The organism is Escherichia sp. MOD1-EC6162 (assembly GCF_002965125.1).
Taxonomy (GTDB): domain Bacteria; phylum Pseudomonadota; class Gammaproteobacteria; order Enterobacterales; family Enterobacteriaceae; genus Escherichia; species Escherichia marmotae.
Window position 1 is genome coordinate 1 of record NZ_PTSB01000044.1, and the last position, 18,918, is coordinate 18,918.

Consider the following 18,918-nt stretch of genomic DNA (forward strand, 5'->3'; position numbering starts at 1 on the left):
CTATCGAACTGCCGGAAGGCGTAGAGATGGTAATGCCGGGCGACAACATCAAAATGGTTGTTACCCTGATCCACCCGATCGCGATGGACGACGGTCTGCGTTTCGCAATCCGTGAAGGCGGCCGTACTGTTGGCGCGGGCGTTGTAGCTAAAGTTCTGAGCTAATTACTCGTTAATTAGTTTTGAATTGAAAAGGGCGCTTCGGCGCCCTTTTTGCTGTCCGTAATTTATTCTGGAAATATTTAGTCGTAATTCTTGCTCGCTGTACCGTGGTGCAAATAAAATTGTGCTATTGTAATCATAACTATTCTCATTTACACTTTGCGCAGAATTTGAACGGGAGTAATCATGTACGTTTGTTTGTGTAATGGTGTAAGTGACAAAAAAATTCGTCAGGCGGTACGTCAATTTCATCCTCAGTCTTTTCAACAATTACGTAAGTTTATTCCTGTGGGAAATCAATGTGGTAAGTGCATTCGCGCCGCACGCGAAGTGATGCAGGATGAGTTGATGCAGATGCCCGAATTTAAAGAGATTGCCTGAAGCCCGCGCTTATTTTTTGACATCCCGCTAGCCCCATCTACGCTCTAATAGTGGAAGCGGAGGGACTATAAAATGAAAGGTGATGTTAAAATCATAAATTATCTCAATAAACTATTGGGAAATGAGCTTGTCGCAATCAATCAGTATTTTCTTCATGCCCGGATGTTTAAAAACTGGGGCCTGATGCGCCTTAATAACGTCGAATACCATGAATCCATCGATGAGATGAAACACGCTGATAAATATATCGAGCGTATTTTATTCTTAGAAGGAATCCCCAATTTACAGGATCTGGGTAAGCTGGGAATAGGTGAAGATGTCGAAGAGATGCTGCAGTCCGACCTGCGTTTAGAGTTGGAAGGGGCAAAGGATCTTCGTGAGGCCATCGCCTACGCCGACAATGTCCGTGACTATGTCAGCCGCGATATGATGATCGAAATTCTTGCTGATGAAGAAGGCCATATTGACTGGCTAGAAACTGAACTTGATCTCATTGATAAAATAGGCCTACAGAATTACCTGCAATCACAAATTAAAGTTAATGATTAACTGCCCGTCAGCAGACTATCCCAGCCTACAACGAAACCCGCAGCCGCCAGAAATGGTTCGAAAGGCAGCGGGTTTTTTAATGATGCTTTTCCCCTCATGAGCACACCAATAACAACTGCTCCGCAGGCGAATGACGCAGCAAGAAAAACCAGCCGTGGCAGAAATGCCCATGTATGCCAGGCTCCGAGGGCTGCGAGAAACTTCACATCGCCATAGCCTAATCCTTCTTTATGGCGCAGTATGCGATAACCCCAGTAGATAATGGCGAATGCACCGTAACCGATAATGGCCCCCCATAACGCATCGGCTAAACCGCCAGGGTGACAAATTTGATAAAAAAGAAGCCCGAACCAGAGTAATGGGCAGGTAAACCTGTCAGGCAGCAAGCCATGTTTTGCATCATAGAAAAAAAGCAGGGACGATAAACAAATGTATAAAATCAGAAAAGGAAAGGTGGCATCCATAAAGCATCCTCTGTAAATGGAGTATCACCTTCGAATAAGTCCAGATAATCAGCAACAAAGAATTGCCGACTTTGTTAACCTGGTTCCGGCGAAAAATTCTCTCTTCACAACCTTACATATTTGGTGGAATGTAGTTCGCAATATGCTCACTACGATTAATTTCTACGCGATGCTTGCGTCAGGCTCAGATTTACGTATAATGCGCGAGCTTGTCGTAGTTGACAGCAGGTTCAATCTGAACCTCAGTTAGCTGATTTTGGCTACCTAACAATGCTCCCAATCGGGGAGCTACGTAAGAACGGTTACACTCTCCCATCAATCGTAATGGGTCTGAGGAGTAATCATTTTCGTTTATAAAATAATTGGAGCTCTGGTCTCATGCAGAACCAAAGAATCCGTATCCGCCTGAAAGCGTTTGATCATCGTCTGATCGATCAAGCAACCGCGGAAATCGTCGAGACTGCCAAGCGCACTGGTGCGCAGGTCCGTGGTCCGATCCCGCTGCCGACACGCAAAGAGCGCTTCACTGTTCTGATCTCTCCGCACGTCAACAAAGACGCGCGTGATCAGTACGAAATCCGTACTCACTTGCGTCTGGTTGACATCGTTGAGCCAACCGAGAAAACCGTTGATGCTCTGATGCGTCTGGATCTGGCTGCCGGTGTAGACGTGCAGATCAGCCTGGGTTAATCAGGTCATTGAGCGATTGAGAGGTTGAAACAATGATTGGTTTAGTCGGTAAAAAAGTGGGTATGACCCGTATCTTCACAGAAGACGGCGTTTCTATCCCAGTAACCGTAATCGAAGTTGAAGCAAACCGCGTTACTCAGGTTAAAGACCTGGCTAACGATGGCTACCGTGCTATTCAGGTAACCACCGGTGCTAAAAAAGCTAACCGTGTGACCAAGCCTGAAGCTGGCCACTTTGCTAAAGCTGGCGTAGAAGCTGGCCGTGGTCTGTGGGAATTCCGCCTGGCTGAAGGCGAAGAGTTCACTGTAGGTCAGAGCATTAGCGTTGAACTGTTTGCTGACGTTAAAAAAGTTGACGTAACTGGCACCTCTAAAGGTAAAGGTTTCGCAGGTACCGTTAAGCGCTGGAACTTCCGTACCCAGGATGCTACTCACGGTAACTCCTTGTCTCACCGCGTACCGGGTTCTATCGGTCAGAACCAGACTCCGGGCAAAGTGTTCAAAGGCAAGAAAATGGCAGGTCAGATGGGTAACGAACGTGTAACCGTTCAGAGCCTTGACGTAGTACGCGTTGACGCTGAGCGCAACCTGCTGCTGGTGAAAGGTGCAGTCCCGGGTGCAACCGGTAGCGACCTGATCGTTAAACCAGCTGTGAAGGCGTAAGGAGATAGCAATGGAATTAGTATTGAAAGACGCGCAGAGCGCGCTGACTGTTTCCGAAACTACCTTCGGTCGTGATTTCAACGAAGCGCTGGTTCACCAGGTTGTTGTTGCTTATGCAGCCGGTGCTCGTCAGGGTACTCGTGCTCAGAAGACTCGTGCTGAAGTAACTGGTTCCGGTAAAAAACCGTGGCGCCAGAAAGGCACCGGCCGTGCGCGTTCTGGTTCTATCAAGAGCCCGATTTGGCGTTCTGGTGGCGTGACCTTCGCTGCTCGTCCGCAGGACCACAGTCAAAAAGTTAACAAGAAGATGTACCGCGGCGCGCTGAAAAGCATCCTGTCCGAACTGGTACGTCAGGATCGTCTGATCGTTGTCGAGAAGTTCTCTGTAGAAGCACCGAAAACTAAGCTGCTGGCACAGAAACTGAAAGACATGGCTCTGGAAGATGTGCTGATCATCACCGGTGAGCTGGACGAGAACCTGTTCCTGGCTGCGCGCAACCTGCACAAGGTTGACGTACGCGATGCAACTGGTATCGACCCGGTTAGCCTGATCGCCTTCGACAAAGTCGTAATGACTGCTGATGCTGTTAAGCAAGTTGAGGAGATGCTGGCATGATTCGTGAAGAACGTCTGCTGAAGGTGCTGCGTGCACCGCACGTTTCTGAAAAAGCGTCTACTGCGATGGAAAAATCTAACACCATCGTGCTCAAAGTTGCTAAAGACGCGACCAAAGCAGAAATCAAAGCTGCTGTGCAGAAACTGTTTGAAGTCGAAGTCGAAGTCGTTAACACCCTGGTTGTTAAAGGGAAAGTTAAACGTCACGGACAGCGTATCGGTCGTCGTAGCGACTGGAAAAAAGCTTACGTCACCCTGAAAGAAGGCCAGAACCTGGACTTCGTTGGCGGCGCTGAGTAAGTCGGAGGAGTAATACAATGGCAGTTGTTAAATGTAAACCGACATCTCCGGGTCGTCGCCACGTTGTTAAAGTGGTTAACCCTGAGCTGCACAAGGGCAAACCTTTTGCTCCGTTGCTGGAAAAAAACAGCAAATCCGGTGGTCGTAACAACAATGGCCGTATCACCACTCGTCATATCGGTGGTGGCCACAAGCAGGCTTACCGTATTGTTGACTTCAAACGCAACAAAGACGGTATTCCGGCAGTTGTTGAACGTCTTGAGTACGATCCGAACCGTTCCGCGAACATCGCGCTGGTTCTGTACAAAGACGGTGAGCGCCGTTACATCCTGGCCCCTAAAGGCCTGAAAGCTGGCGACCAGATTCAGTCTGGCGTTGATGCTGCAATCAAACCAGGCAACACTCTGCCGATGCGCAATATCCCGGTTGGTTCTACTGTTCACAACGTAGAAATGAAACCAGGTAAAGGCGGTCAGCTGGCACGTTCCGCTGGTACTTACGTTCAGATCGTTGCTCGCGACGGTGCTTATGTCACCCTGCGTCTGCGTTCTGGTGAAATGCGTAAAGTAGAAGCAGACTGCCGCGCTACTCTGGGCGAAGTTGGCAATGCTGAGCATATGCTGCGCGTTCTGGGTAAAGCAGGTGCTGCACGCTGGCGTGGTGTTCGTCCTACCGTTCGCGGTACGGCGATGAACCCGGTAGACCACCCACATGGTGGTGGTGAAGGTCGTAACTTTGGTAAGCACCCGGTAACTCCGTGGGGCGTTCAGACCAAAGGTAAGAAGACCCGCAGCAACAAGCGTACTGATAAATTTATCGTACGTCGCCGTAGCAAATAATTTTAGAGGATAAGCCATGCCACGTTCTCTCAAGAAAGGTCCTTTTATTGACCTGCACTTGCTGAAGAAGGTAGAGAAAGCGGTGGAAAGCGGAGACAAGAAGCCCCTGCGCACTTGGTCCCGTCGTTCAACGATCTTTCCTAACATGATCGGTTTGACCATCGCTGTCCATAATGGTCGTCAGCACGTTCCGGTATTTGTAACCGACGAAATGGTTGGTCACAAACTGGGTGAATTCGCACCGACTCGTACTTATCGCGGCCATGCTGCTGATAAAAAAGCGAAAAAGAAATAAGGTAGGAGGAAGAGATGGAAACTATCGCTAAACATCGCCATGCTCGTTCTTCTGCTCAGAAGGTTCGCCTTGTTGCTGACCTGATTCGCGGTAAGAAAGTGTCGCAGGCTCTGGATATTCTGACCTACACCAACAAGAAAGCGGCTGTACTGGTCAAGAAGGTTCTGGAATCTGCCATTGCTAACGCTGAACACAACGATGGCGCTGACATTGACGATCTGAAAGTTACGAAAATTTTCGTAGACGAAGGCCCGAGCATGAAGCGCATTATGCCGCGTGCAAAAGGTCGTGCAGATCGCATCCTGAAGCGCACCAGCCACATCACTGTGGTTGTGTCCGATCGCTGAGACTCTGGAGACTAGCAATGGGTCAGAAAGTACATCCTAATGGTATTCGCCTGGGTATTGTAAAACCATGGAACTCTACCTGGTTTGCGAACACCAAAGAATTCGCTGACAACCTGGACAGCGATTTTAAAGTACGTCAGTACCTGACTAAGGAACTGGCTAAAGCGTCCGTATCTCGTATCGTTATCGAGCGTCCGGCTAAGAGCATCCGTGTAACCATTCACACTGCTCGCCCGGGTATCGTTATCGGTAAGAAAGGTGAAGACGTAGAAAAACTGCGTAAGGTCGTAGCGGACATCGCTGGCGTTCCTGCACAGATCAACATCGCCGAAGTTCGTAAGCCTGAACTGGACGCAAAACTGGTTGCTGACAGCATCACTTCTCAGCTGGAACGTCGCGTTATGTTCCGTCGTGCTATGAAGCGTGCTGTACAGAACGCAATGCGTCTGGGCGCTAAAGGTATCAAAGTTGAAGTTAGCGGCCGTCTGGGCGGCGCGGAAATCGCACGTACCGAATGGTACCGCGAAGGTCGCGTACCGCTGCACACTCTGCGTGCTGACATCGACTACAACACCTCCGAAGCGCACACCACTTACGGTGTAATCGGCGTTAAAGTGTGGATCTTCAAAGGCGAGATCCTGGGTGGTATGGCTGCTGTTGAACAACCGGAAAAACCGGCTGCTCAGCCTAAAAAGCAGCAGCGTAAAGGCCGTAAATAAGGAGCGTCGCTGATGTTACAACCAAAGCGTACAAAATTCCGTAAAATGCACAAAGGCCGTAACCGCGGTCTGGCGCAGGGTACGGATGTTAGCTTCGGCAGCTTCGGTCTGAAAGCTGTTGGCCGTGGTCGTCTGACTGCACGTCAGATCGAAGCAGCACGTCGTGCTATGACCCGTGCAGTTAAGCGTCAAGGTAAGATCTGGATCCGTGTGTTCCCGGACAAACCGATCACTGAAAAGCCGCTGGCAGTGCGTATGGGTAAAGGTAAAGGTAACGTGGAGTATTGGGTTGCCTTGATTCAGCCGGGTAAAGTCCTGTATGAAATGGACGGTGTTCCGGAAGAGCTGGCCCGTGAAGCATTCAAGCTGGCAGCAGCGAAACTGCCGATTAAAACCACCTTTGTAACTAAGACGGTGATGTAATGAAAGCAAAAGAGCTGCGTGAGAAGAGCGTTGAAGAGCTGAACACCGAGCTGCTGAACCTGCTGCGTGAGCAGTTCAACCTGCGTATGCAGGCTGCAAGTGGCCAGCTGCAACAGTCTCACCTGTTGAAGCAAGTGCGTCGCGATGTCGCACGCGTTAAGACTTTACTGACTGAGAAGGCGGGTGCGTAATGACCGATAAAATCCGTACTCTGCAAGGTCGCGTTGTTAGCGACAAAATGGAGAAATCCATTGTTGTTGCTATCGAACGTTTTGTGAAACACCCGATCTACGGTAAATTCATCAAGCGTACGACCAAACTGCACGTACATGACGAGAACAACGAATGCGGTATCGGTGACGTGGTTGAAATCCGCGAATGCCGTCCGCTGTCCAAGACCAAATCTTGGACGCTGGTTCGCGTTGTAGAGAAAGCGGTTCTGTAATACAGTACACTTTCTCGATACGAATAAACGGCTCAGCGATGAGCCGTTTATTTTTTCTACCCTTATCGTTGAAGCGGTGTTATAATGCCGCGCCCTCGATATGGGGCTTTTTAACGGCCTGATTTTCGGGTCTCAGTAGTAGTTGACATTAGCGGAGCACTAAAATGATCCAAGAACAGACTATGCTGAACGTCGCCGACAACTCCGGTGCACGTCGCGTAATGTGTATCAAGGTTCTGGGTGGCTCGCACCGTCGCTACGCAGGCGTAGGCGACATCATCAAGATCACCATCAAAGAAGCAATTCCGCGTGGTAAGGTCAAAAAAGGTGATGTGCTGAAGGCGGTAGTGGTGCGCACCAAGAAGGGTGTTCGTCGCCCGGACGGTTCTGTCATTCGCTTCGATGGTAATGCTTGTGTTCTTCTGAACAACAACAGCGAGCAGCCTATCGGTACGCGTATTTTTGGGCCGGTAACTCGTGAGCTTCGTAGTGAGAAGTTCATGAAAATTATCTCTCTGGCACCAGAAGTACTCTAAGGAGCGAATCATGGCAGCGAAGATCCGTCGTGATGACGAAGTTATCGTGTTAACCGGTAAAGATAAAGGTAAGCGCGGTAAAGTTAAGAATGTCCTGTCTTCCGGCAAGGTCATTGTTGAAGGTATCAACCTGGTTAAGAAACACCAGAAGCCAGTTCCGGCTCTGAACCAACCGGGTGGCATCGTTGAGAAAGAAGCCGCTATTCAGGTTTCCAACGTAGCAATCTTCAATGCGGCAACCGGCAAGGCTGACCGTGTAGGCTTTAGATTCGAAGACGGTAAAAAAGTCCGTTTCTTCAAGTCTAACAGCGAAACTATCAAGTAATTTGGAGTAGTACGATGGCGAAACTGCATGATTACTACAAAGACGAAGTAGTTAAAAAACTCATGACTGAGTTTAACTACAATTCTGTCATGCAAGTCCCTCGGGTCGAGAAGATCACCCTGAACATGGGTGTTGGTGAAGCGATCGCTGACAAAAAACTGCTGGATAACGCAGCAGCAGACCTGGCAGCAATCTCCGGTCAAAAACCGCTGATCACCAAAGCACGCAAATCTGTTGCAGGCTTCAAAATCCGTCAGGGCTATCCGATCGGCTGTAAAGTAACTCTGCGTGGCGAACGCATGTGGGAGTTCTTTGAGCGCCTGATCACTATTGCTGTACCGCGTATCCGTGACTTCCGTGGCTTGTCCGCTAAGTCTTTCGACGGTCGTGGTAACTACAGCATGGGTGTCCGTGAGCAGATCATCTTCCCAGAAATCGACTACGATAAAGTCGACCGCGTTCGTGGTTTGGATATTACCATTACCACTACTGCGAAATCTGACGAAGAAGGCCGTGCTCTGCTGGCTGCCTTTGACTTCCCGTTCCGCAAGTAAGGTAGGGTTACTAAATGGCTAAGCAATCAATGAAAGCACGCGAAGTAAAACGCGTAGCTTTAGCTGATAAATACTTCGCGAAACGCGCTGAACTGAAAGCGATCATCTCTGATGTGAACGCTTCCGACGAAGATCGTTGGAATGCTGTTCTCAAGCTGCAGACTCTGCCGCGTGATTCCAGCCCGTCTCGTCAGCGTAACCGCTGCCGTCAAACAGGTCGTCCGCATGGTTTCCTGCGGAAGTTCGGGTTGAGCCGTATTAAGATCCGTGAAGCCGCTATGCGCGGTGAAATCCCGGGTCTGAAAAAGGCTAGCTGGTAATTGTCACCAATTGAATCACGGGAGTAAAGACAGATGAGCATGCAAGATCCGATCGCGGATATGCTGACCCGTATCCGTAACGGTCAGGCCGCGAACAAAGCTGCGGTCACCATGCCTTCCTCCAAGCTGAAAGTGGCAATCGCCAACGTGCTGAAGGAAGAAGGTTTTATTGAAGATTTTAAAGTTGAAGGCGACACCAAGCCTGAACTGGAACTGACTCTTAAGTATTTCCAGGGCAAAGCTGTTGTAGAAAGCATTCAGCGTGTCAGCCGCCCAGGTCTGCGCATCTATAAACGTAAAGATGAGCTGCCGAAAGTTATGGCGGGTCTGGGTATCGCAGTTGTTTCTACCTCTAAAGGTGTTATGACTGATCGTGCAGCGCGCCAGGCTGGTCTTGGTGGCGAAATTATCTGCTACGTAGCCTAATCGGAGGAAAAAATGTCTCGTGTTGCTAAAGCACCGGTCGTTGTTCCTGCCGGCGTTGATGTAAAAATCAACGGTCAGGTTATTACGATCAAAGGTAAAAACGGCGAGCTGACTCGTACTCTCAACGATGCTGTTGAAGTTAAACATGCAGATAATACCCTGACCTTCGGTCCGCGTGATGGTTACGCAGACGGTTGGGCACAGGCTGGCACTGCGCGTGCCCTGCTGAACTCAATGGTTATCGGTGTTACCGAAGGCTTCACTAAGAAGCTGCAGCTGGTTGGTGTAGGTTATCGTGCAGCGGTTAAAGGCAATGTGATTAACCTGTCTCTGGGTTTCTCTCATCCTGTTGACCATCAGCTGCCTGCGGGTATCACTGCTGAATGTCCGACTCAGACTGAAATCGTGCTGAAAGGCGCTGATAAGCAGGTGATCGGCCAGGTTGCAGCGGATCTGCGCGCCTACCGTCGTCCTGAGCCTTATAAAGGCAAGGGTGTTCGTTACGCCGACGAAGTCGTGCGTACCAAAGAGGCTAAGAAGAAGTAAGGTAACACTATGGATAAGAAATCTGCTCGTATCCGTCGTGCGACCCGCGCACGCCGCAAGCTCCAGGAGCTGGGCGCAACTCGCCTGGTGGTACATCGTACCCCGCGTCACATTTACGCACAGGTAATTGCACCGAACGGTTCTGAAGTTCTGGTAGCTGCTTCTACTGTAGAAAAAGCTATCGCTGAACAACTGAAGTACACCGGTAACAAAGACGCGGCTGCAGCTGTGGGTAAAGCTGTCGCTGAACGCGCTCTGGAAAAAGGCATCAAAGATGTATCCTTTGACCGTTCCGGGTTCCAATATCATGGTCGTGTCCAGGCACTGGCAGATGCTGCCCGTGAAGCTGGCCTTCAGTTCTAAGGTAGAGGTGTAAGATGGCTCACATCGAAAAACAAGCTGGCGAACTGCAGGAAAAGCTGATCGCGGTAAACCGCGTATCTAAAACCGTTAAAGGTGGTCGTATTTTCTCCTTCACAGCTCTGACTGTAGTAGGCGATGGTAACGGTCGCGTTGGTTTTGGTTACGGTAAAGCGCGTGAAGTTCCAGCAGCGATCCAGAAAGCGATGGAAAAAGCCCGTCGCAATATGATTAACGTCGCGCTGAATAACGGCACTCTGCAGCACCCTGTTAAAGGTGTTCATACGGGTTCTCGCGTATTCATGCAGCCGGCTTCCGAAGGTACTGGTATCATTGCCGGTGGTGCAATGCGCGCCGTTCTGGAAGTCGCTGGAGTTCATAACGTTCTGGCTAAAGCATATGGTTCTACCAACCCGATCAACGTGGTTCGTGCAACTATTGATGGCCTGGAAAATATGAGTTCTCCAGAAATGGTCGCTGCCAAGCGTGGTAAATCCGTTGAAGAAATTCTGGGGAAATAAACCATGGCAAAGACTATTAAAATTACTCAAACCCGCAGTGCAATCGGTCGTCTGCCGAAACACAAGGCAACGCTGCTTGGCCTGGGTCTGCGTCGTATTGGTCACACCGTAGAGCGCGAGGATACTCCTGCTATTCGCGGTATGATCAACGCGGTTTCCTTCATGGTTAAAGTTGAGGAGTAAGAGATGCGTTTAAATACTCTGTCTCCGGCCGAAGGCTCCAAAAAGGCGGGTAAACGCCTGGGGCGTGGTATCGGTTCTGGCCTCGGTAAAACCGGTGGTCGTGGTCACAAAGGTCAGAAGTCTCGTTCTGGCGGTGGCGTACGTCGCGGTTTTGAGGGTGGTCAGATGCCTCTGTACCGTCGTCTGCCGAAATTCGGCTTCACTTCTCGTAAAGCAGCGATTACAGCCGAAGTTCGTCTGTCTGACCTGGCTAAAGTAGAAGGCGGTGTTGTAGACCTGAATACGCTGAAAGCGGCTAACATTATCGGTATCCAGATCGAGTTCGCGAAAGTGATCCTGGCTGGTGAAGTTACAACTCCGGTAACTGTTCGTGGCCTGCGTGTTACTAAAGGCGCTCGTGCTGCTATCGAAGCTGCTGGCGGTAAAATCGAGGAATAAGTAGCAGATGGCTAAACAACCGGGATTAGATTTTCAAAGTGCCAAAGGTGGCTTAGGCGAGCTGAAACGCAGACTGCTGTTTGTTATCGGTGCGCTGATTGTGTTCCGTATTGGCTCTTTCATTCCGATCCCTGGTATTGATGCCGCTGTACTTGCCAAACTGCTTGAGCAACAGCGAGGCACCATCATTGAAATGTTCAACATGTTCTCTGGTGGTGCTCTCAGCCGTGCTTCTATCTTTGCTCTGGGTATTATGCCGTACATTTCGGCATCAATTATTATCCAGTTGCTGACGGTGGTCCATCCAACGCTGGCAGAAATTAAGAAAGAAGGGGAGTCTGGTCGTCGTAAGATCAGCCAGTACACCCGCTACGGTACTCTGGTGCTGGCAATATTTCAGTCGATCGGTATTGCTACCGGTCTTCCGAATATGCCTGGTATGCAAGGCCTGGTTATGAATCCGGGCTTTGCATTCTACTTCACCGCTGTTGTAAGTCTGGTCACAGGAACAATGTTCCTGATGTGGTTGGGTGAACAGATTACTGAACGTGGTATCGGCAACGGTATCTCAATCATTATCTTCGCCGGTATTGTCGCGGGACTCCCGCCAGCCATTGCCCATACTATCGAGCAAGCGCGTCAAGGCGACCTGCACTTCCTCGTGTTGCTGTTGGTTGCAGTATTAGTATTTGCAGTGACGTTCTTTGTTGTATTTGTTGAGCGTGGCCAACGCCGCATTGTGGTAAACTACGCGAAACGTCAGCAGGGTCGTCGTGTCTATGCTGCACAGAGCACACATTTACCGCTGAAAGTGAATATGGCGGGGGTAATCCCGGCAATCTTCGCTTCCAGTATTATTCTGTTCCCGGCAACCATTGCGTCATGGTTCGGGGGCGGTACTGGTTGGAACTGGCTGACAACAATTTCGCTGTATTTGCAGCCTGGGCAACCGCTTTATGTGTTACTCTATGCGTCTGCAATCATCTTCTTCTGTTTCTTCTACACGGCGTTGGTTTTCAACCCGCGTGAAACAGCAGATAACCTGAAGAAGTCCGGTGCATTTGTACCAGGAATTCGTCCGGGAGAGCAAACGGCGAAGTATATCGATAAAGTAATGACCCGCCTGACCCTGGTTGGTGCGCTGTACATTACCTTTATCTGCCTGATCCCGGAGTTCATGCGTGATGCAATGAAAGTACCGTTCTACTTCGGTGGAACCTCACTGCTTATCGTTGTTGTCGTGATTATGGACTTTATGGCTCAAGTGCAAACTCTGATGATGTCCAGTCAGTATGAGTCTGCATTGAAGAAGGCGAACCTGAAAGGCTACGGCCGTTAATTGGGCGCCCGAGAAGTTACGGAGAGTAAAAATGAAAGTTCGTGCTTCCGTCAAGAAATTATGCCGTAACTGCAAAATCGTTAAGCGTGATGGTGTCATCCGTGTGATTTGCAGTGCCGAGCCGAAGCATAAACAGCGCCAAGGCTGATTTATTCGCATATTTTTCTTGCAAAGTTGGGTTGAGCTGGCTAGATTAGCCAGCCAATCTTTTGTATGTCTGTGCGTTTCCATTTGAGTATCCTGAAAACGGGCTTTTCAGCATGGAACGTACATATTAAATAGTAGGAGTGCATAGTGGCCCGTATAGCAGGCATTAACATTCCTGATCATAAGCATGCCGTAATCGCATTAACTTCGATTTATGGCGTCGGCAAGACCCGTTCCAAAGCCATCCTGGCTGCAGCGGGTATCGCTGAAGATGTTAAGATCAGTGAGCTGTCTGAAGGACAAATCGACACGCTGCGTGACGAAGTTGCCAAATTTGTCGTTGAAGGTGATCTGCGCCGTGAAATCAGCATGAGCATCAAGCGCCTGATGGATCTTGGTTGCTATCGCGGTTTGCGTCATCGTCGTGGTCTCCCGGTTCGCGGTCAGCGTACCAAGACCAACGCACGTACCCGTAAGGGTCCGCGCAAACCGATCAAGAAATAATCGGGGTGATTGAATAATGGCAAAGGCACCAATTCGTGCACGTAAACGTGTAAGAAAACAAGTCTCTGACGGCGTGGCTCATATCCATGCTTCTTTCAACAACACCATCGTGACTATCACTGATCGTCAGGGTAACGCGTTGGGTTGGGCAACTGCCGGTGGTTCCGGTTTCCGTGGTTCTCGCAAATCCACTCCGTTTGCAGCTCAGGTTGCAGCAGAGCGTTGCGCTGACGCCGTGAAAGAATACGGCATCAAGAATCTGGAAGTTATGGTTAAAGGTCCGGGTCCAGGCCGCGAATCTACTATTCGTGCTCTGAACGCCGCAGGTTTCCGCATCACTAACATTACTGATGTGACTCCGATCCCTCATAACGGTTGTCGTCCGCCGAAAAAACGTCGCGTATAACGCTTCGTTTTCCAGGTTTGTTGGAGAAAGAAAATGGCAAGATATTTGGGTCCTAAGCTCAAGCTGAGCCGTCGTGAGGGCACCGACTTATTCCTTAAGTCTGGCGTTCGCGCGATCGATACCAAGTGTAAAATTGAACAAGCTCCTGGCCAGCACGGTGCGCGTAAACCGCGTCTGTCTGACTATGGTGTGCAGTTGCGTGAAAAGCAAAAAGTTCGCCGTATCTATGGTGTGCTGGAGCGTCAGTTCCGTAACTACTATAAAGAAGCAGCACGTCTGAAAGGCAACACCGGTGAAAACCTGTTGGCTCTGCTGGAAGGTCGTCTGGACAACGTTGTATACCGTATGGGCTTCGGTGCCACTCGTGCAGAAGCACGTCAGCTGGTTAGCCACAAAGCAATTATGGTAAACGGTCGTGTTGTTAACATCGCTTCTTATCAGGTTAGTCCGAATGACGTTGTAAGCATTCGTGAGAAAGCGAAGAAGCAGTCTCGCGTGAAAGCCGCTCTGGAGCTGGCTGAGCAGCGTGAAAAGCCAACCTGGCTGGAAGTTGATGCTGGCAAGATGGAAGGTACGTTTAAGCGTAAGCCGGAGCGTTCTGATCTGTCTGCGGACATTAACGAACACCTGATCGTCGAGCTTTACTCCAAGTAAAGCTTAGTACCAAAGAGAGGACACAATGCAGGGTTCTGTGACAGAGTTTCTAAAACCGCGCCTGGTTGATATCGAGCAAGTGAGTTCGACGCACGCCAAGGTGACCCTTGAGCCTTTAGAGCGTGGCTTTGGCCATACTCTGGGTAACGCACTGCGCCGTATTCTGCTCTCATCGATGCCGGGTTGCGCGGTGACCGAGGTTGAGATTGATGGTGTACTACATGAGTACAGCACCAAAGAAGGCGTTCAGGAAGATATCCTGGAAATCCTGCTCAACCTGAAAGGGCTGGCGGTGAGAGTTCAGGGCAAAGATGAAGTTATTCTTACCTTGAATAAATCTGGCATTGGCCCTGTGACTGCAGCCGATATCACCCACGACGGTGATGTCGAAATCGTCAAGCCGCAGCACGTGATCTGCCACCTGACCGATGAGAACGCGTCTATTAGCATGCGTATCAAAGTTCAGCGCGGTCGTGGTTATGTGCCGGCTTCTACCCGAATTCATTCGGAAGAAGATGAGCGCCCAATCGGCCGTCTGCTGGTCGACGCATGCTACAGCCCTGTAGAGCGTATTGCCTACAATGTTGAAGCAGCGCGTGTAGAACAGCGTACCGACCTGGACAAGCTGGTCATCGAAATGGAAACCAACGGCACAATCGATCCTGAAGAGGCGATTCGTCGTGCGGCAACCATTCTGGCTGAACAACTGGAAGCTTTCGTTGACTTACGTGATGTACGTCAGCCGGAAGTGAAAGAAGAGAAACCAGAGTTCGATCCGATCCTGCTGCGCCCTGTTGACGATCTGGAATTGACTGTCCGCTCTGCTAACTGCCTTAAAGCAGAAGCTATCCACTATATCGGTGATCTGGTACAGCGTACCGAGGTTGAGCTTCTTAAAACGCCTAACCTTGGTAAAAAATCTCTTACTGAGATTAAAGACGTGCTGGCTTCCCGTGGACTGTCTCTGGGCATGCGCCTGGAAAACTGGCCACCGGCAAGCATCGCTGACGAGTAACCGGATCACAGGTTAAGGTTTTACTGAGAAGGATAAGGTCATGCGCCATCGTAAGAGTGGTCGTCAACTGAACCGCAACAGCAGCCATCGCCAGGCTATGTTCCGCAATATGGCAGGTTCACTGGTTCGTCATGAAATCATCAAGACGACTCTGCCTAAAGCGAAAGAGCTGCGCCGCGTAGTTGAGCCGCTGATTACTCTTGCCAAGACTGATAGCGTAGCTAATCGTCGTCTGGCATTCGCCCGTACTCGTGATAACGAGATCGTGGCAAAACTGTTTAACGAGCTGGGCCCGCGTTTCGCGAGCCGCGCCGGTGGTTACACTCGCATTCTGAAGTGTGGCTTCCGTGCAGGCGACAACGCGCCGATGGCATACATCGAGCTGGTTGATCGTTCTGAATCGAAAGCAGAAGCTGCTGCAGAGTAATCTGAAGCAACGTAAAAAAACCCGCCCCGGCGGGTTTTTTTATACCCGTCGCATCCCCACTTATCTACAATAGCTGTACTCTTTTTGTTCATCCCCTGGAGTATTTATGTGGTTACTTGACCAGTGGGCAGAGCGCCATATATCAGAAGCGCAAGCGAAAGGTGAGTTTGATAACCTACCAGGTAGCGGCGAACCATTGATACTGGATGATGATTCCCATGTGCCACCGGAATTACGTGCGGGGTATCGCTTGTTGAAGAATGCCGGTTGTTTACCGCCAGAACTTGAGCAGCGGAGGGAAGCAATTCAGCTTCTGGATATTCTTAAAAGCATTCGTCAGGACGATCCACAATATCAGGAAGTTAGCCGCAGGTTATCTTTGCTAGAGTTAAAACTGCGACAAGCAGGTTTGAGCACAGAATTTTTACATGGCGAATATGCAGGTAAGCTTCTGAATAAAATTAATGACAACTGAGAGAGCGTTTATGTATCGCATTGGTGAGCTGGCAAAATTGGCGGAAGTGACGCCTGACACTATTCGTTATTATGAAAAGCAGCAGATGATGGATCATGAAGTACGTACCGAAGGTGGTTTTCGTCTTTATACCGAAAGCGATCTCCGACGTTTGAAGTTTATTCGCCATGCCAGACAGCTCGGTTTTAGTCTTGAGTCGATCCGTGAGTTGTTGTCGATCCGTATCGATCCTGAACATCATACCTGCCAGGAATCAAAAGGCATTGTGCAGGAAAGACTACAGGAAGTGGAAGCACGAATAGCTGAGTTGCAGAGTATGCAACGTTCACTGCAACGACTTAATGATGCCTGCTGCGGAACAGCCCATAGCAGCGTTTATTGCTCAATTCTCGAAGCTCTTGAGCAAGGTGCAAGTGGTGTGAAAACAGGCTGTTGATTTATTGCACTGGCAGGATTACACTCGCGCGGTTAAATAACCAACAGGAGTTTTTATGAGTCGATATCAGCATACTAAAGGGCAGATAAAGGATAATGCGATTGAAGCATTACTGCATGATCCCTTGTTCAGACAACGAGTTGAGAAAAATAAGAAAGGGAAAGGAAGTTACATGCGTAAAGGCAAACAGGGTAACCGGAATAACTGGGAGGCCAGTGGCAAGAAAGTAAATCACTTTTTTACCACTGGCCTTCTGCTTTCAGGCATTTGTTAAGAGCGGTTATTTTGCTCTTTCAACAAATCGCGAATCTCTGTCAGTAACACTTCTTCTTTAGTTGGTGCTGGTGCCGCTGCCGGTTCTTCTTTTTTACGATTCAGTTTGTTGATTAGCTTAATCGCCATAAAGATGGCAAAGGCAACAATCAGAAAATCAAATACGTTTTGAATGAAGACACCGTAATGCATGACAACAGCGGGCACATCCCCCTGCGCATCGCGTAACGTGACAGCAAACTGTTTAAAGTCGATCCCACCAATTAACAAACCTAGCGGCGGCATGATGATATCGGCAACCAGTGAAGAGACAATCTTACCGAAGGCCGCACCGATAATGACACCCACAGCCAAATCCACCACATTCCCGCGCATCGCAAATTCGCGAAATTCTTTAATAATGCTCATCTTATTCTCCCTATGAAGCTGACATTTATAAGTCTAACAAATGTTAAGCCATTTTCCTGTCAGGAATGAATTTAATTAAACCTTGAAAAACAAAAGGAAATAATAAGGCGCCACAAGACGCCTCATGAATTACAAGAAGAAAGGGCTTGGCTGGAAGAGGCGTTCAACGTCGGTAATAAACTTTTTATCTGTCAGGAACATAATCACGTGATCGCCTTGCTCAATGCGCAAATTATCATTGGCTATCATGACATCATTTCCACGAACCACAGCACCGATAATTGTTCCCGGCGGCAGTTTAATTTCATCTATAACCCTACCGACAACACGAGAAGTACTTTCATCCCCGTGAGCAACGGCTTCAATAGCTTCAGCTACACCGCGGCGTAATGAGGAAACACCAACGATATCTGCTTTTCGTACGTGACTGAGTAGCGCAGAAATGGTTGCCTGTTGCGGTGAAATCGCAATATCGATCACGCTTCCTTGAACCAGATCCACATAAGCGCGACGCTGGATCAACACCATTACCTTTTTCGCACCCATGCGTTTAGCAAGCATGGCCGACATGATATTGGCCTCGTCATCGTTGGTGACGGCGATGAACAGATCAACTTGATCAATATGTTCTTCGGCCAACAGTTCTTGATCTGATGCATCACCAAAAAAGACGATCGTATTTTGCAATTTTTCTGCCAGCTCGGCGGCACGTTGCTGATTACGTTCGATGAGTTTGACGCTGTAATCTTTTTCCAGTCGACGCGCCAACCCGGCACCGATATTACCGCCACCAACCAACATAATGCGTTTATACGGTTTTTCCAGGCGCTGTAATTCACTCATCACTGCGCGGATATGTTGCGAAGCGGCAATAAAGAACACTTCATCGCCAGCTTCAACGATGGTTGATCCTTGTGGACGAATGGGGCGATCGTGACGGAAGATGGCCGCTACACGGGTATCGATATGTGGCATATGCTCGCGCATGGTCGAAAGCGCATTACCAATCAGCGGGCCGCCATAATAGGCTTTGACTACTGCCAGGCTGACTTTGCCTTCTGCGAAGTTCACCACCTGTAATGCGCCGGGATATTCAATCAGCCGGTAAATATTATCGATAACCAACTGCTCTGGTGCTATCAGATGATCAATTGGTACAGCGTCTGAATGAAAGAGCTTATCGGCATCCCGGACGTAATCTGGTGAACGGATGCGAGCGATACGGTTAGGGGTGTTGAAAAGCGAGTAGGCTACCTGACAGGCAACCATATTGGTTTCATCTGAACTGGTTACTGCAACCAGCATATCGGCGTCATCGGCACCGGCCTCTCGCAAGACCCGTGGGTGAGAGCCATGACCCTGAACGACTCGCAGGTCAAATTTATCCTGCAAGGTCCGCAGACGCTCACCATTGGTATCGACAACGGTAATATCGTTATTTTCGCCTACCAGGTTTTCCGCCAGCGTGCCACCAACCTGGCCGGCACCCAGAATGATAATTTTCATCAGTCGCGACCCGTTATCTCATCACTTTTTAATTAGCTTAGCGTAAAAGAAGCCGTCACCTTCTTCGGCGTCGGGCAGATTTTGTTTACCCGGTTGCTCTGGTGTTCCTGTTTCGCAAAGCATTGCATCTTCAGTGCGTTGCAGGAAGGCTTTAATCTGTTGGCTATTCTCTTCCGGTAACACCGAACAGGTGGCATAAACTAGCGTTCCACCTGATTTTAGATGCGGC

The 18,918-nt window shown here is 49.4% G+C and carries 36 protein-coding genes and 2 pseudogenes; 34 read left to right on the top strand and 4 right to left on the bottom strand.

Annotated features, from left to right (window positions below):
* The 3 genes and pseudogenes from tuf to bfr all read left to right on the top strand — a co-directional run.
* Window positions 1–164 (top strand): annotated as a pseudogene (tuf, locus tag A9587_RS22660) (elongation factor Tu); the annotation flags it as partial.
* A 183-nt stretch (window positions 165–347) separates the two neighbouring features.
* A complete protein-coding gene (gene bfd, locus A9587_RS22670) occupies window positions 348–542 on the top strand; it encodes a bacterioferritin-associated ferredoxin (RefSeq protein ID WP_000289090.1) in 195 nt (64 codons plus the stop codon).
* A gap of 72 nt (window positions 543–614) precedes the next feature.
* Window positions 615–1,091, top strand: a complete 477-nt coding sequence (gene bfr / locus A9587_RS22675) for a bacterioferritin (protein ID WP_001517203.1) — start codon at window positions 615–617, stop codon at window positions 1,089–1,091.
* Here bfr and A9587_RS22680 read toward each other — a convergent pair.
* The gene (locus A9587_RS22680; RefSeq protein ID WP_105263952.1) at window positions 1,088–1,555 is read right to left on the bottom strand and encodes a prepilin peptidase; all 468 of its coding nucleotides are present in this window, start codon (window positions 1,553–1,555) and stop codon (window positions 1,088–1,090) included. The two genes, bfr and A9587_RS22680, sit on opposite strands and share 4 nt — an antisense overlap.
* Window positions 1,556–1,933: 378 nt before the next feature.
* Between A9587_RS22680 and rpsJ the strand changes: the two genes are divergently transcribed.
* The 31 genes from rpsJ (at window position 1,934) to arfA (ending at window position 16,776) form a co-directional block, all read left to right on the top strand.
* Entirely contained in the window at window positions 1,934–2,245 is a 312-nt protein-coding gene (gene rpsJ, locus A9587_RS22690) for a 30S ribosomal protein S10 (protein WP_001181004.1), read from the top strand.
* A 32-nt stretch (window positions 2,246–2,277) separates the two neighbouring features.
* Window positions 2,278–2,907, top strand: coding sequence for a 50S ribosomal protein L3 (gene rplC / locus A9587_RS22695; protein WP_000579833.1), 630 nt, complete (start codon window positions 2,278–2,280; stop codon window positions 2,905–2,907).
* A 10-nt stretch (window positions 2,908–2,917) separates the two neighbouring features.
* Window positions 2,918–3,523, top strand: a complete 606-nt coding sequence (gene rplD / locus A9587_RS22700) for a 50S ribosomal protein L4 (RefSeq protein ID WP_000424395.1) — start codon at window positions 2,918–2,920, stop codon at window positions 3,521–3,523.
* Window positions 3,520–3,822 carry a 50S ribosomal protein L23 gene (gene rplW / locus A9587_RS22705; RefSeq protein ID WP_000617544.1) on the top strand — a complete coding sequence of 101 codons (303 nt, stop codon included), beginning with the start codon at window positions 3,520–3,522 and terminating at the stop codon, window positions 3,820–3,822. The genes rplD and rplW overlap by 4 nt, the downstream gene beginning before the upstream one ends.
* Window positions 3,823–3,839: 17 nt before the next feature.
* Window positions 3,840–4,661 (top strand): 50S ribosomal protein L2, encoded by an 822-nt coding sequence (rplB, locus tag A9587_RS22710; RefSeq protein WP_000301864.1) that lies wholly within the window; start codon window positions 3,840–3,842, stop codon window positions 4,659–4,661.
* Window positions 4,662–4,677: 16 nt separating this feature from the next.
* Window positions 4,678–4,956: a 30S ribosomal protein S19 gene (rpsS, locus tag A9587_RS22715; RefSeq protein ID WP_001138117.1), complete on the top strand. Its 279-nt coding sequence runs from the start codon at window positions 4,678–4,680 to the stop codon at window positions 4,954–4,956.
* 14 nt (window positions 4,957–4,970) lie between these two features.
* Window positions 4,971–5,303, top strand: a complete 333-nt coding sequence (gene rplV, locus A9587_RS22720) for a 50S ribosomal protein L22 (RefSeq protein WP_000447529.1) — start codon at window positions 4,971–4,973, stop codon at window positions 5,301–5,303.
* 17 nt (window positions 5,304–5,320) lie between these two features.
* On the top strand, window positions 5,321–6,022 hold the full coding sequence (rpsC, locus tag A9587_RS22725; RefSeq protein WP_000529945.1) for a 30S ribosomal protein S3: 702 nt from the start codon (window positions 5,321–5,323) through the stop codon (window positions 6,020–6,022).
* Between the two features lie 12 nt (window positions 6,023–6,034).
* On the top strand, window positions 6,035–6,445 hold the full coding sequence (gene rplP / locus A9587_RS22730) for a 50S ribosomal protein L16 (protein ID WP_000941212.1): 411 nt from the start codon (window positions 6,035–6,037) through the stop codon (window positions 6,443–6,445).
* Window positions 6,445–6,636 (top strand): 50S ribosomal protein L29, encoded by a 192-nt coding sequence (gene rpmC, locus A9587_RS22735; protein ID WP_000644742.1) that lies wholly within the window; start codon window positions 6,445–6,447, stop codon window positions 6,634–6,636. The genes rplP and rpmC overlap by 1 nt, the downstream gene beginning before the upstream one ends.
* Window positions 6,636–6,890 (top strand): 30S ribosomal protein S17, encoded by a 255-nt coding sequence (rpsQ, locus tag A9587_RS22740; protein ID WP_000130100.1) that lies wholly within the window; start codon window positions 6,636–6,638, stop codon window positions 6,888–6,890. The genes rpmC and rpsQ overlap by 1 nt, the downstream gene beginning before the upstream one ends.
* Before the next feature lie 164 nt (window positions 6,891–7,054).
* Window positions 7,055–7,426 carry a 50S ribosomal protein L14 gene (gene rplN, locus A9587_RS22745; protein ID WP_000613955.1) on the top strand — a complete coding sequence of 124 codons (372 nt, stop codon included), beginning with the start codon at window positions 7,055–7,057 and terminating at the stop codon, window positions 7,424–7,426.
* A gap of 10 nt (window positions 7,427–7,436) precedes the next feature.
* On the top strand, window positions 7,437–7,751 hold the full coding sequence (gene rplX, locus A9587_RS22750; protein ID WP_000729185.1) for a 50S ribosomal protein L24: 315 nt from the start codon (window positions 7,437–7,439) through the stop codon (window positions 7,749–7,751).
* Window positions 7,752–7,765: 14 nt separating this feature from the next.
* Complete coding sequence (gene rplE, locus A9587_RS22755; RefSeq protein WP_001096200.1) at window positions 7,766–8,305, top strand: 50S ribosomal protein L5; 540 nt, start codon at window positions 7,766–7,768, stop codon at window positions 8,303–8,305.
* A 14-nt stretch (window positions 8,306–8,319) separates the two neighbouring features.
* Window positions 8,320–8,625: a 30S ribosomal protein S14 gene (rpsN, locus tag A9587_RS22760; RefSeq protein WP_097609922.1), complete on the top strand. Its 306-nt coding sequence runs from the start codon at window positions 8,320–8,322 to the stop codon at window positions 8,623–8,625.
* 33 nt (window positions 8,626–8,658) lie between these two features.
* The gene (rpsH, locus tag A9587_RS22765) at window positions 8,659–9,051 is read left to right on the top strand and encodes a 30S ribosomal protein S8 (RefSeq protein ID WP_000062611.1); all 393 of its coding nucleotides are present in this window, start codon (window positions 8,659–8,661) and stop codon (window positions 9,049–9,051) included.
* Window positions 9,052–9,063: 12 nt separating this feature from the next.
* The gene (gene rplF / locus A9587_RS22770; RefSeq protein WP_000091945.1) at window positions 9,064–9,597 is read left to right on the top strand and encodes a 50S ribosomal protein L6; all 534 of its coding nucleotides are present in this window, start codon (window positions 9,064–9,066) and stop codon (window positions 9,595–9,597) included.
* Between the two features lie 9 nt (window positions 9,598–9,606).
* Window positions 9,607–9,960, top strand: coding sequence for a 50S ribosomal protein L18 (gene rplR, locus A9587_RS22775; protein WP_000358960.1), 354 nt, complete (start codon window positions 9,607–9,609; stop codon window positions 9,958–9,960).
* Between the two features lie 14 nt (window positions 9,961–9,974).
* On the top strand, window positions 9,975–10,478 hold the full coding sequence (gene rpsE / locus A9587_RS22780) for a 30S ribosomal protein S5 (RefSeq protein WP_000940122.1): 504 nt from the start codon (window positions 9,975–9,977) through the stop codon (window positions 10,476–10,478).
* Window positions 10,479–10,481: 3 nt separating this feature from the next.
* Window positions 10,482–10,661 carry a 50S ribosomal protein L30 gene (gene rpmD / locus A9587_RS22785; protein ID WP_001140433.1) on the top strand — a complete coding sequence of 60 codons (180 nt, stop codon included), beginning with the start codon at window positions 10,482–10,484 and terminating at the stop codon, window positions 10,659–10,661.
* 3 nt (window positions 10,662–10,664) lie between these two features.
* Entirely contained in the window at window positions 10,665–11,099 is a 435-nt protein-coding gene (gene rplO, locus A9587_RS22790; RefSeq protein ID WP_001238917.1) for a 50S ribosomal protein L15, read from the top strand.
* A gap of 7 nt (window positions 11,100–11,106) precedes the next feature.
* Window positions 11,107–12,438 carry a preprotein translocase subunit SecY gene (gene secY, locus A9587_RS22795; protein ID WP_001118864.1) on the top strand — a complete coding sequence of 444 codons (1,332 nt, stop codon included), beginning with the start codon at window positions 11,107–11,109 and terminating at the stop codon, window positions 12,436–12,438.
* A 31-nt stretch (window positions 12,439–12,469) separates the two neighbouring features.
* Window positions 12,470–12,586: a 50S ribosomal protein L36 gene (gene rpmJ, locus A9587_RS22800; protein WP_000868187.1), complete on the top strand. Its 117-nt coding sequence runs from the start codon at window positions 12,470–12,472 to the stop codon at window positions 12,584–12,586.
* Between the two features lie 146 nt (window positions 12,587–12,732).
* Entirely contained in the window at window positions 12,733–13,089 is a 357-nt protein-coding gene (rpsM, locus tag A9587_RS22805) for a 30S ribosomal protein S13 (RefSeq protein WP_000090775.1), read from the top strand.
* Between the two features lie 16 nt (window positions 13,090–13,105).
* Complete coding sequence (gene rpsK / locus A9587_RS22810) at window positions 13,106–13,495, top strand: 30S ribosomal protein S11 (protein WP_001029684.1); 390 nt, start codon at window positions 13,106–13,108, stop codon at window positions 13,493–13,495.
* Between the two features lie 33 nt (window positions 13,496–13,528).
* Window positions 13,529–14,149, top strand: a complete 621-nt coding sequence (rpsD, locus tag A9587_RS22815) for a 30S ribosomal protein S4 (protein WP_000135224.1) — start codon at window positions 13,529–13,531, stop codon at window positions 14,147–14,149.
* A 25-nt stretch (window positions 14,150–14,174) separates the two neighbouring features.
* On the top strand, window positions 14,175–15,164 hold the full coding sequence (locus A9587_RS22820) for a DNA-directed RNA polymerase subunit alpha (protein ID WP_001162094.1): 990 nt from the start codon (window positions 14,175–14,177) through the stop codon (window positions 15,162–15,164).
* Between the two features lie 40 nt (window positions 15,165–15,204).
* On the top strand, window positions 15,205–15,591 hold the full coding sequence (rplQ, locus tag A9587_RS22825; RefSeq protein WP_001216372.1) for a 50S ribosomal protein L17: 387 nt from the start codon (window positions 15,205–15,207) through the stop codon (window positions 15,589–15,591).
* Between the two features lie 106 nt (window positions 15,592–15,697).
* Complete coding sequence (locus tag A9587_RS22830) at window positions 15,698–16,066, top strand: DUF1992 domain-containing protein (protein ID WP_000266523.1); 369 nt, start codon at window positions 15,698–15,700, stop codon at window positions 16,064–16,066.
* A gap of 10 nt (window positions 16,067–16,076) precedes the next feature.
* Window positions 16,077–16,502, top strand: coding sequence for a Zn(2+)-responsive transcriptional regulator (zntR, locus tag A9587_RS22835; RefSeq protein ID WP_000285595.1), 426 nt, complete (start codon window positions 16,077–16,079; stop codon window positions 16,500–16,502).
* Between the two features lie 55 nt (window positions 16,503–16,557).
* Complete coding sequence (gene arfA / locus A9587_RS22840) at window positions 16,558–16,776, top strand: alternative ribosome-rescue factor ArfA (protein WP_000092705.1); 219 nt, start codon at window positions 16,558–16,560, stop codon at window positions 16,774–16,776.
* On the opposite strand, the gene mscL is transcribed toward arfA, so the two are convergent.
* The 3 genes and pseudogenes from mscL to A9587_RS22855 all read right to left on the bottom strand — a co-directional run.
* Window positions 16,773–17,183: a large-conductance mechanosensitive channel protein MscL gene (gene mscL / locus A9587_RS22845; protein WP_000022446.1), complete on the bottom strand. Its 411-nt coding sequence runs from the start codon at window positions 17,181–17,183 to the stop codon at window positions 16,773–16,775. The genes arfA and mscL overlap by 4 nt on opposite strands.
* Window positions 17,184–17,312: 129 nt before the next feature.
* On the bottom strand, window positions 17,313–18,689 hold the full coding sequence (gene trkA / locus A9587_RS22850) for a Trk system potassium transporter TrkA (protein WP_000691382.1): 1,377 nt from the start codon (window positions 18,687–18,689) through the stop codon (window positions 17,313–17,315).
* A 21-nt stretch (window positions 18,690–18,710) separates the two neighbouring features.
* Window positions 18,711–18,918 (bottom strand): annotated as a pseudogene (locus tag A9587_RS22855) (16S rRNA (cytosine(967)-C(5))-methyltransferase RsmB); the annotation flags it as partial.

What these genes read in the sequence shown, in the direction of transcription:
- rplR (WP_000358960.1), top strand. Translation starts at nt 9,607, where the DNA reads ATGGATAAGAAATCTGCTCGTATCCGTCGTGCGACCCGCGCACGCCGC.
- rpsC (WP_000529945.1), top strand. Translation starts at nt 5,321, where the DNA reads ATGGGTCAGAAAGTACATCCTAATGGTATTCGCCTGGGTATTGTAAAA.
- rplW (WP_000617544.1), top strand. Translation starts at nt 3,520, where the DNA reads ATGATTCGTGAAGAACGTCTGCTGAAGGTGCTGCGTGCACCGCACGTT.
- rplV (WP_000447529.1), top strand. Translation starts at nt 4,971, where the DNA reads ATGGAAACTATCGCTAAACATCGCCATGCTCGTTCTTCTGCTCAGAAG.
- bfr (WP_001517203.1), top strand. Translation starts at nt 615, where the DNA reads ATGAAAGGTGATGTTAAAATCATAAATTATCTCAATAAACTATTGGGA.
- rplF (WP_000091945.1), top strand. Translation starts at nt 9,064, where the DNA reads ATGTCTCGTGTTGCTAAAGCACCGGTCGTTGTTCCTGCCGGCGTTGAT.
- rpmJ (WP_000868187.1), top strand. Translation starts at nt 12,470, where the DNA reads ATGAAAGTTCGTGCTTCCGTCAAGAAATTATGCCGTAACTGCAAAATC.
- rpsK (WP_001029684.1), top strand. Translation starts at nt 13,106, where the DNA reads ATGGCAAAGGCACCAATTCGTGCACGTAAACGTGTAAGAAAACAAGTC.
- mscL (WP_000022446.1), bottom strand. Translation starts at nt 17,183, where the DNA reads ATGAGCATTATTAAAGAATTTCGCGAATTTGCGATGCGCGGGAATGTG.
- secY (WP_001118864.1), top strand. Translation starts at nt 11,107, where the DNA reads ATGGCTAAACAACCGGGATTAGATTTTCAAAGTGCCAAAGGTGGCTTA.
- rpmD (WP_001140433.1), top strand. Translation starts at nt 10,482, where the DNA reads ATGGCAAAGACTATTAAAATTACTCAAACCCGCAGTGCAATCGGTCGT.
- rpsD (WP_000135224.1), top strand. Translation starts at nt 13,529, where the DNA reads ATGGCAAGATATTTGGGTCCTAAGCTCAAGCTGAGCCGTCGTGAGGGC.
- rplB (WP_000301864.1), top strand. Translation starts at nt 3,840, where the DNA reads ATGGCAGTTGTTAAATGTAAACCGACATCTCCGGGTCGTCGCCACGTT.
- arfA (WP_000092705.1), top strand. Translation starts at nt 16,558, where the DNA reads ATGAGTCGATATCAGCATACTAAAGGGCAGATAAAGGATAATGCGATT.
- rpsJ (WP_001181004.1), top strand. Translation starts at nt 1,934, where the DNA reads ATGCAGAACCAAAGAATCCGTATCCGCCTGAAAGCGTTTGATCATCGT.
- rplD (WP_000424395.1), top strand. Translation starts at nt 2,918, where the DNA reads ATGGAATTAGTATTGAAAGACGCGCAGAGCGCGCTGACTGTTTCCGAA.
- rplO (WP_001238917.1), top strand. Translation starts at nt 10,665, where the DNA reads ATGCGTTTAAATACTCTGTCTCCGGCCGAAGGCTCCAAAAAGGCGGGT.
- rplE (WP_001096200.1), top strand. Translation starts at nt 7,766, where the DNA reads ATGGCGAAACTGCATGATTACTACAAAGACGAAGTAGTTAAAAAACTC.
- A9587_RS22820 (WP_001162094.1), top strand. Translation starts at nt 14,175, where the DNA reads ATGCAGGGTTCTGTGACAGAGTTTCTAAAACCGCGCCTGGTTGATATC.
- A9587_RS22830 (WP_000266523.1), top strand. Translation starts at nt 15,698, where the DNA reads ATGTGGTTACTTGACCAGTGGGCAGAGCGCCATATATCAGAAGCGCAA.
- rplC (WP_000579833.1), top strand. Translation starts at nt 2,278, where the DNA reads ATGATTGGTTTAGTCGGTAAAAAAGTGGGTATGACCCGTATCTTCACA.
- zntR (WP_000285595.1), top strand. Translation starts at nt 16,077, where the DNA reads ATGTATCGCATTGGTGAGCTGGCAAAATTGGCGGAAGTGACGCCTGAC.
- bfd (WP_000289090.1), top strand. Translation starts at nt 348, where the DNA reads ATGTACGTTTGTTTGTGTAATGGTGTAAGTGACAAAAAAATTCGTCAG.
- rplN (WP_000613955.1), top strand. Translation starts at nt 7,055, where the DNA reads ATGATCCAAGAACAGACTATGCTGAACGTCGCCGACAACTCCGGTGCA.
- rpsE (WP_000940122.1), top strand. Translation starts at nt 9,975, where the DNA reads ATGGCTCACATCGAAAAACAAGCTGGCGAACTGCAGGAAAAGCTGATC.
- rplX (WP_000729185.1), top strand. Translation starts at nt 7,437, where the DNA reads ATGGCAGCGAAGATCCGTCGTGATGACGAAGTTATCGTGTTAACCGGT.
- rpsQ (WP_000130100.1), top strand. Translation starts at nt 6,636, where the DNA reads ATGACCGATAAAATCCGTACTCTGCAAGGTCGCGTTGTTAGCGACAAA.
- A9587_RS22680 (WP_105263952.1), bottom strand. Translation starts at nt 1,555, where the DNA reads ATGGATGCCACCTTTCCTTTTCTGATTTTATACATTTGTTTATCGTCC.
- rplQ (WP_001216372.1), top strand. Translation starts at nt 15,205, where the DNA reads ATGCGCCATCGTAAGAGTGGTCGTCAACTGAACCGCAACAGCAGCCAT.
- rpsH (WP_000062611.1), top strand. Translation starts at nt 8,659, where the DNA reads ATGAGCATGCAAGATCCGATCGCGGATATGCTGACCCGTATCCGTAAC.
- rpsN (WP_097609922.1), top strand. Translation starts at nt 8,320, where the DNA reads ATGGCTAAGCAATCAATGAAAGCACGCGAAGTAAAACGCGTAGCTTTA.
- rplP (WP_000941212.1), top strand. Translation starts at nt 6,035, where the DNA reads ATGTTACAACCAAAGCGTACAAAATTCCGTAAAATGCACAAAGGCCGT.
- rpmC (WP_000644742.1), top strand. Translation starts at nt 6,445, where the DNA reads ATGAAAGCAAAAGAGCTGCGTGAGAAGAGCGTTGAAGAGCTGAACACC.
- trkA (WP_000691382.1), bottom strand. Translation starts at nt 18,689, where the DNA reads ATGAAAATTATCATTCTGGGTGCCGGCCAGGTTGGTGGCACGCTGGCG.
- rpsS (WP_001138117.1), top strand. Translation starts at nt 4,678, where the DNA reads ATGCCACGTTCTCTCAAGAAAGGTCCTTTTATTGACCTGCACTTGCTG.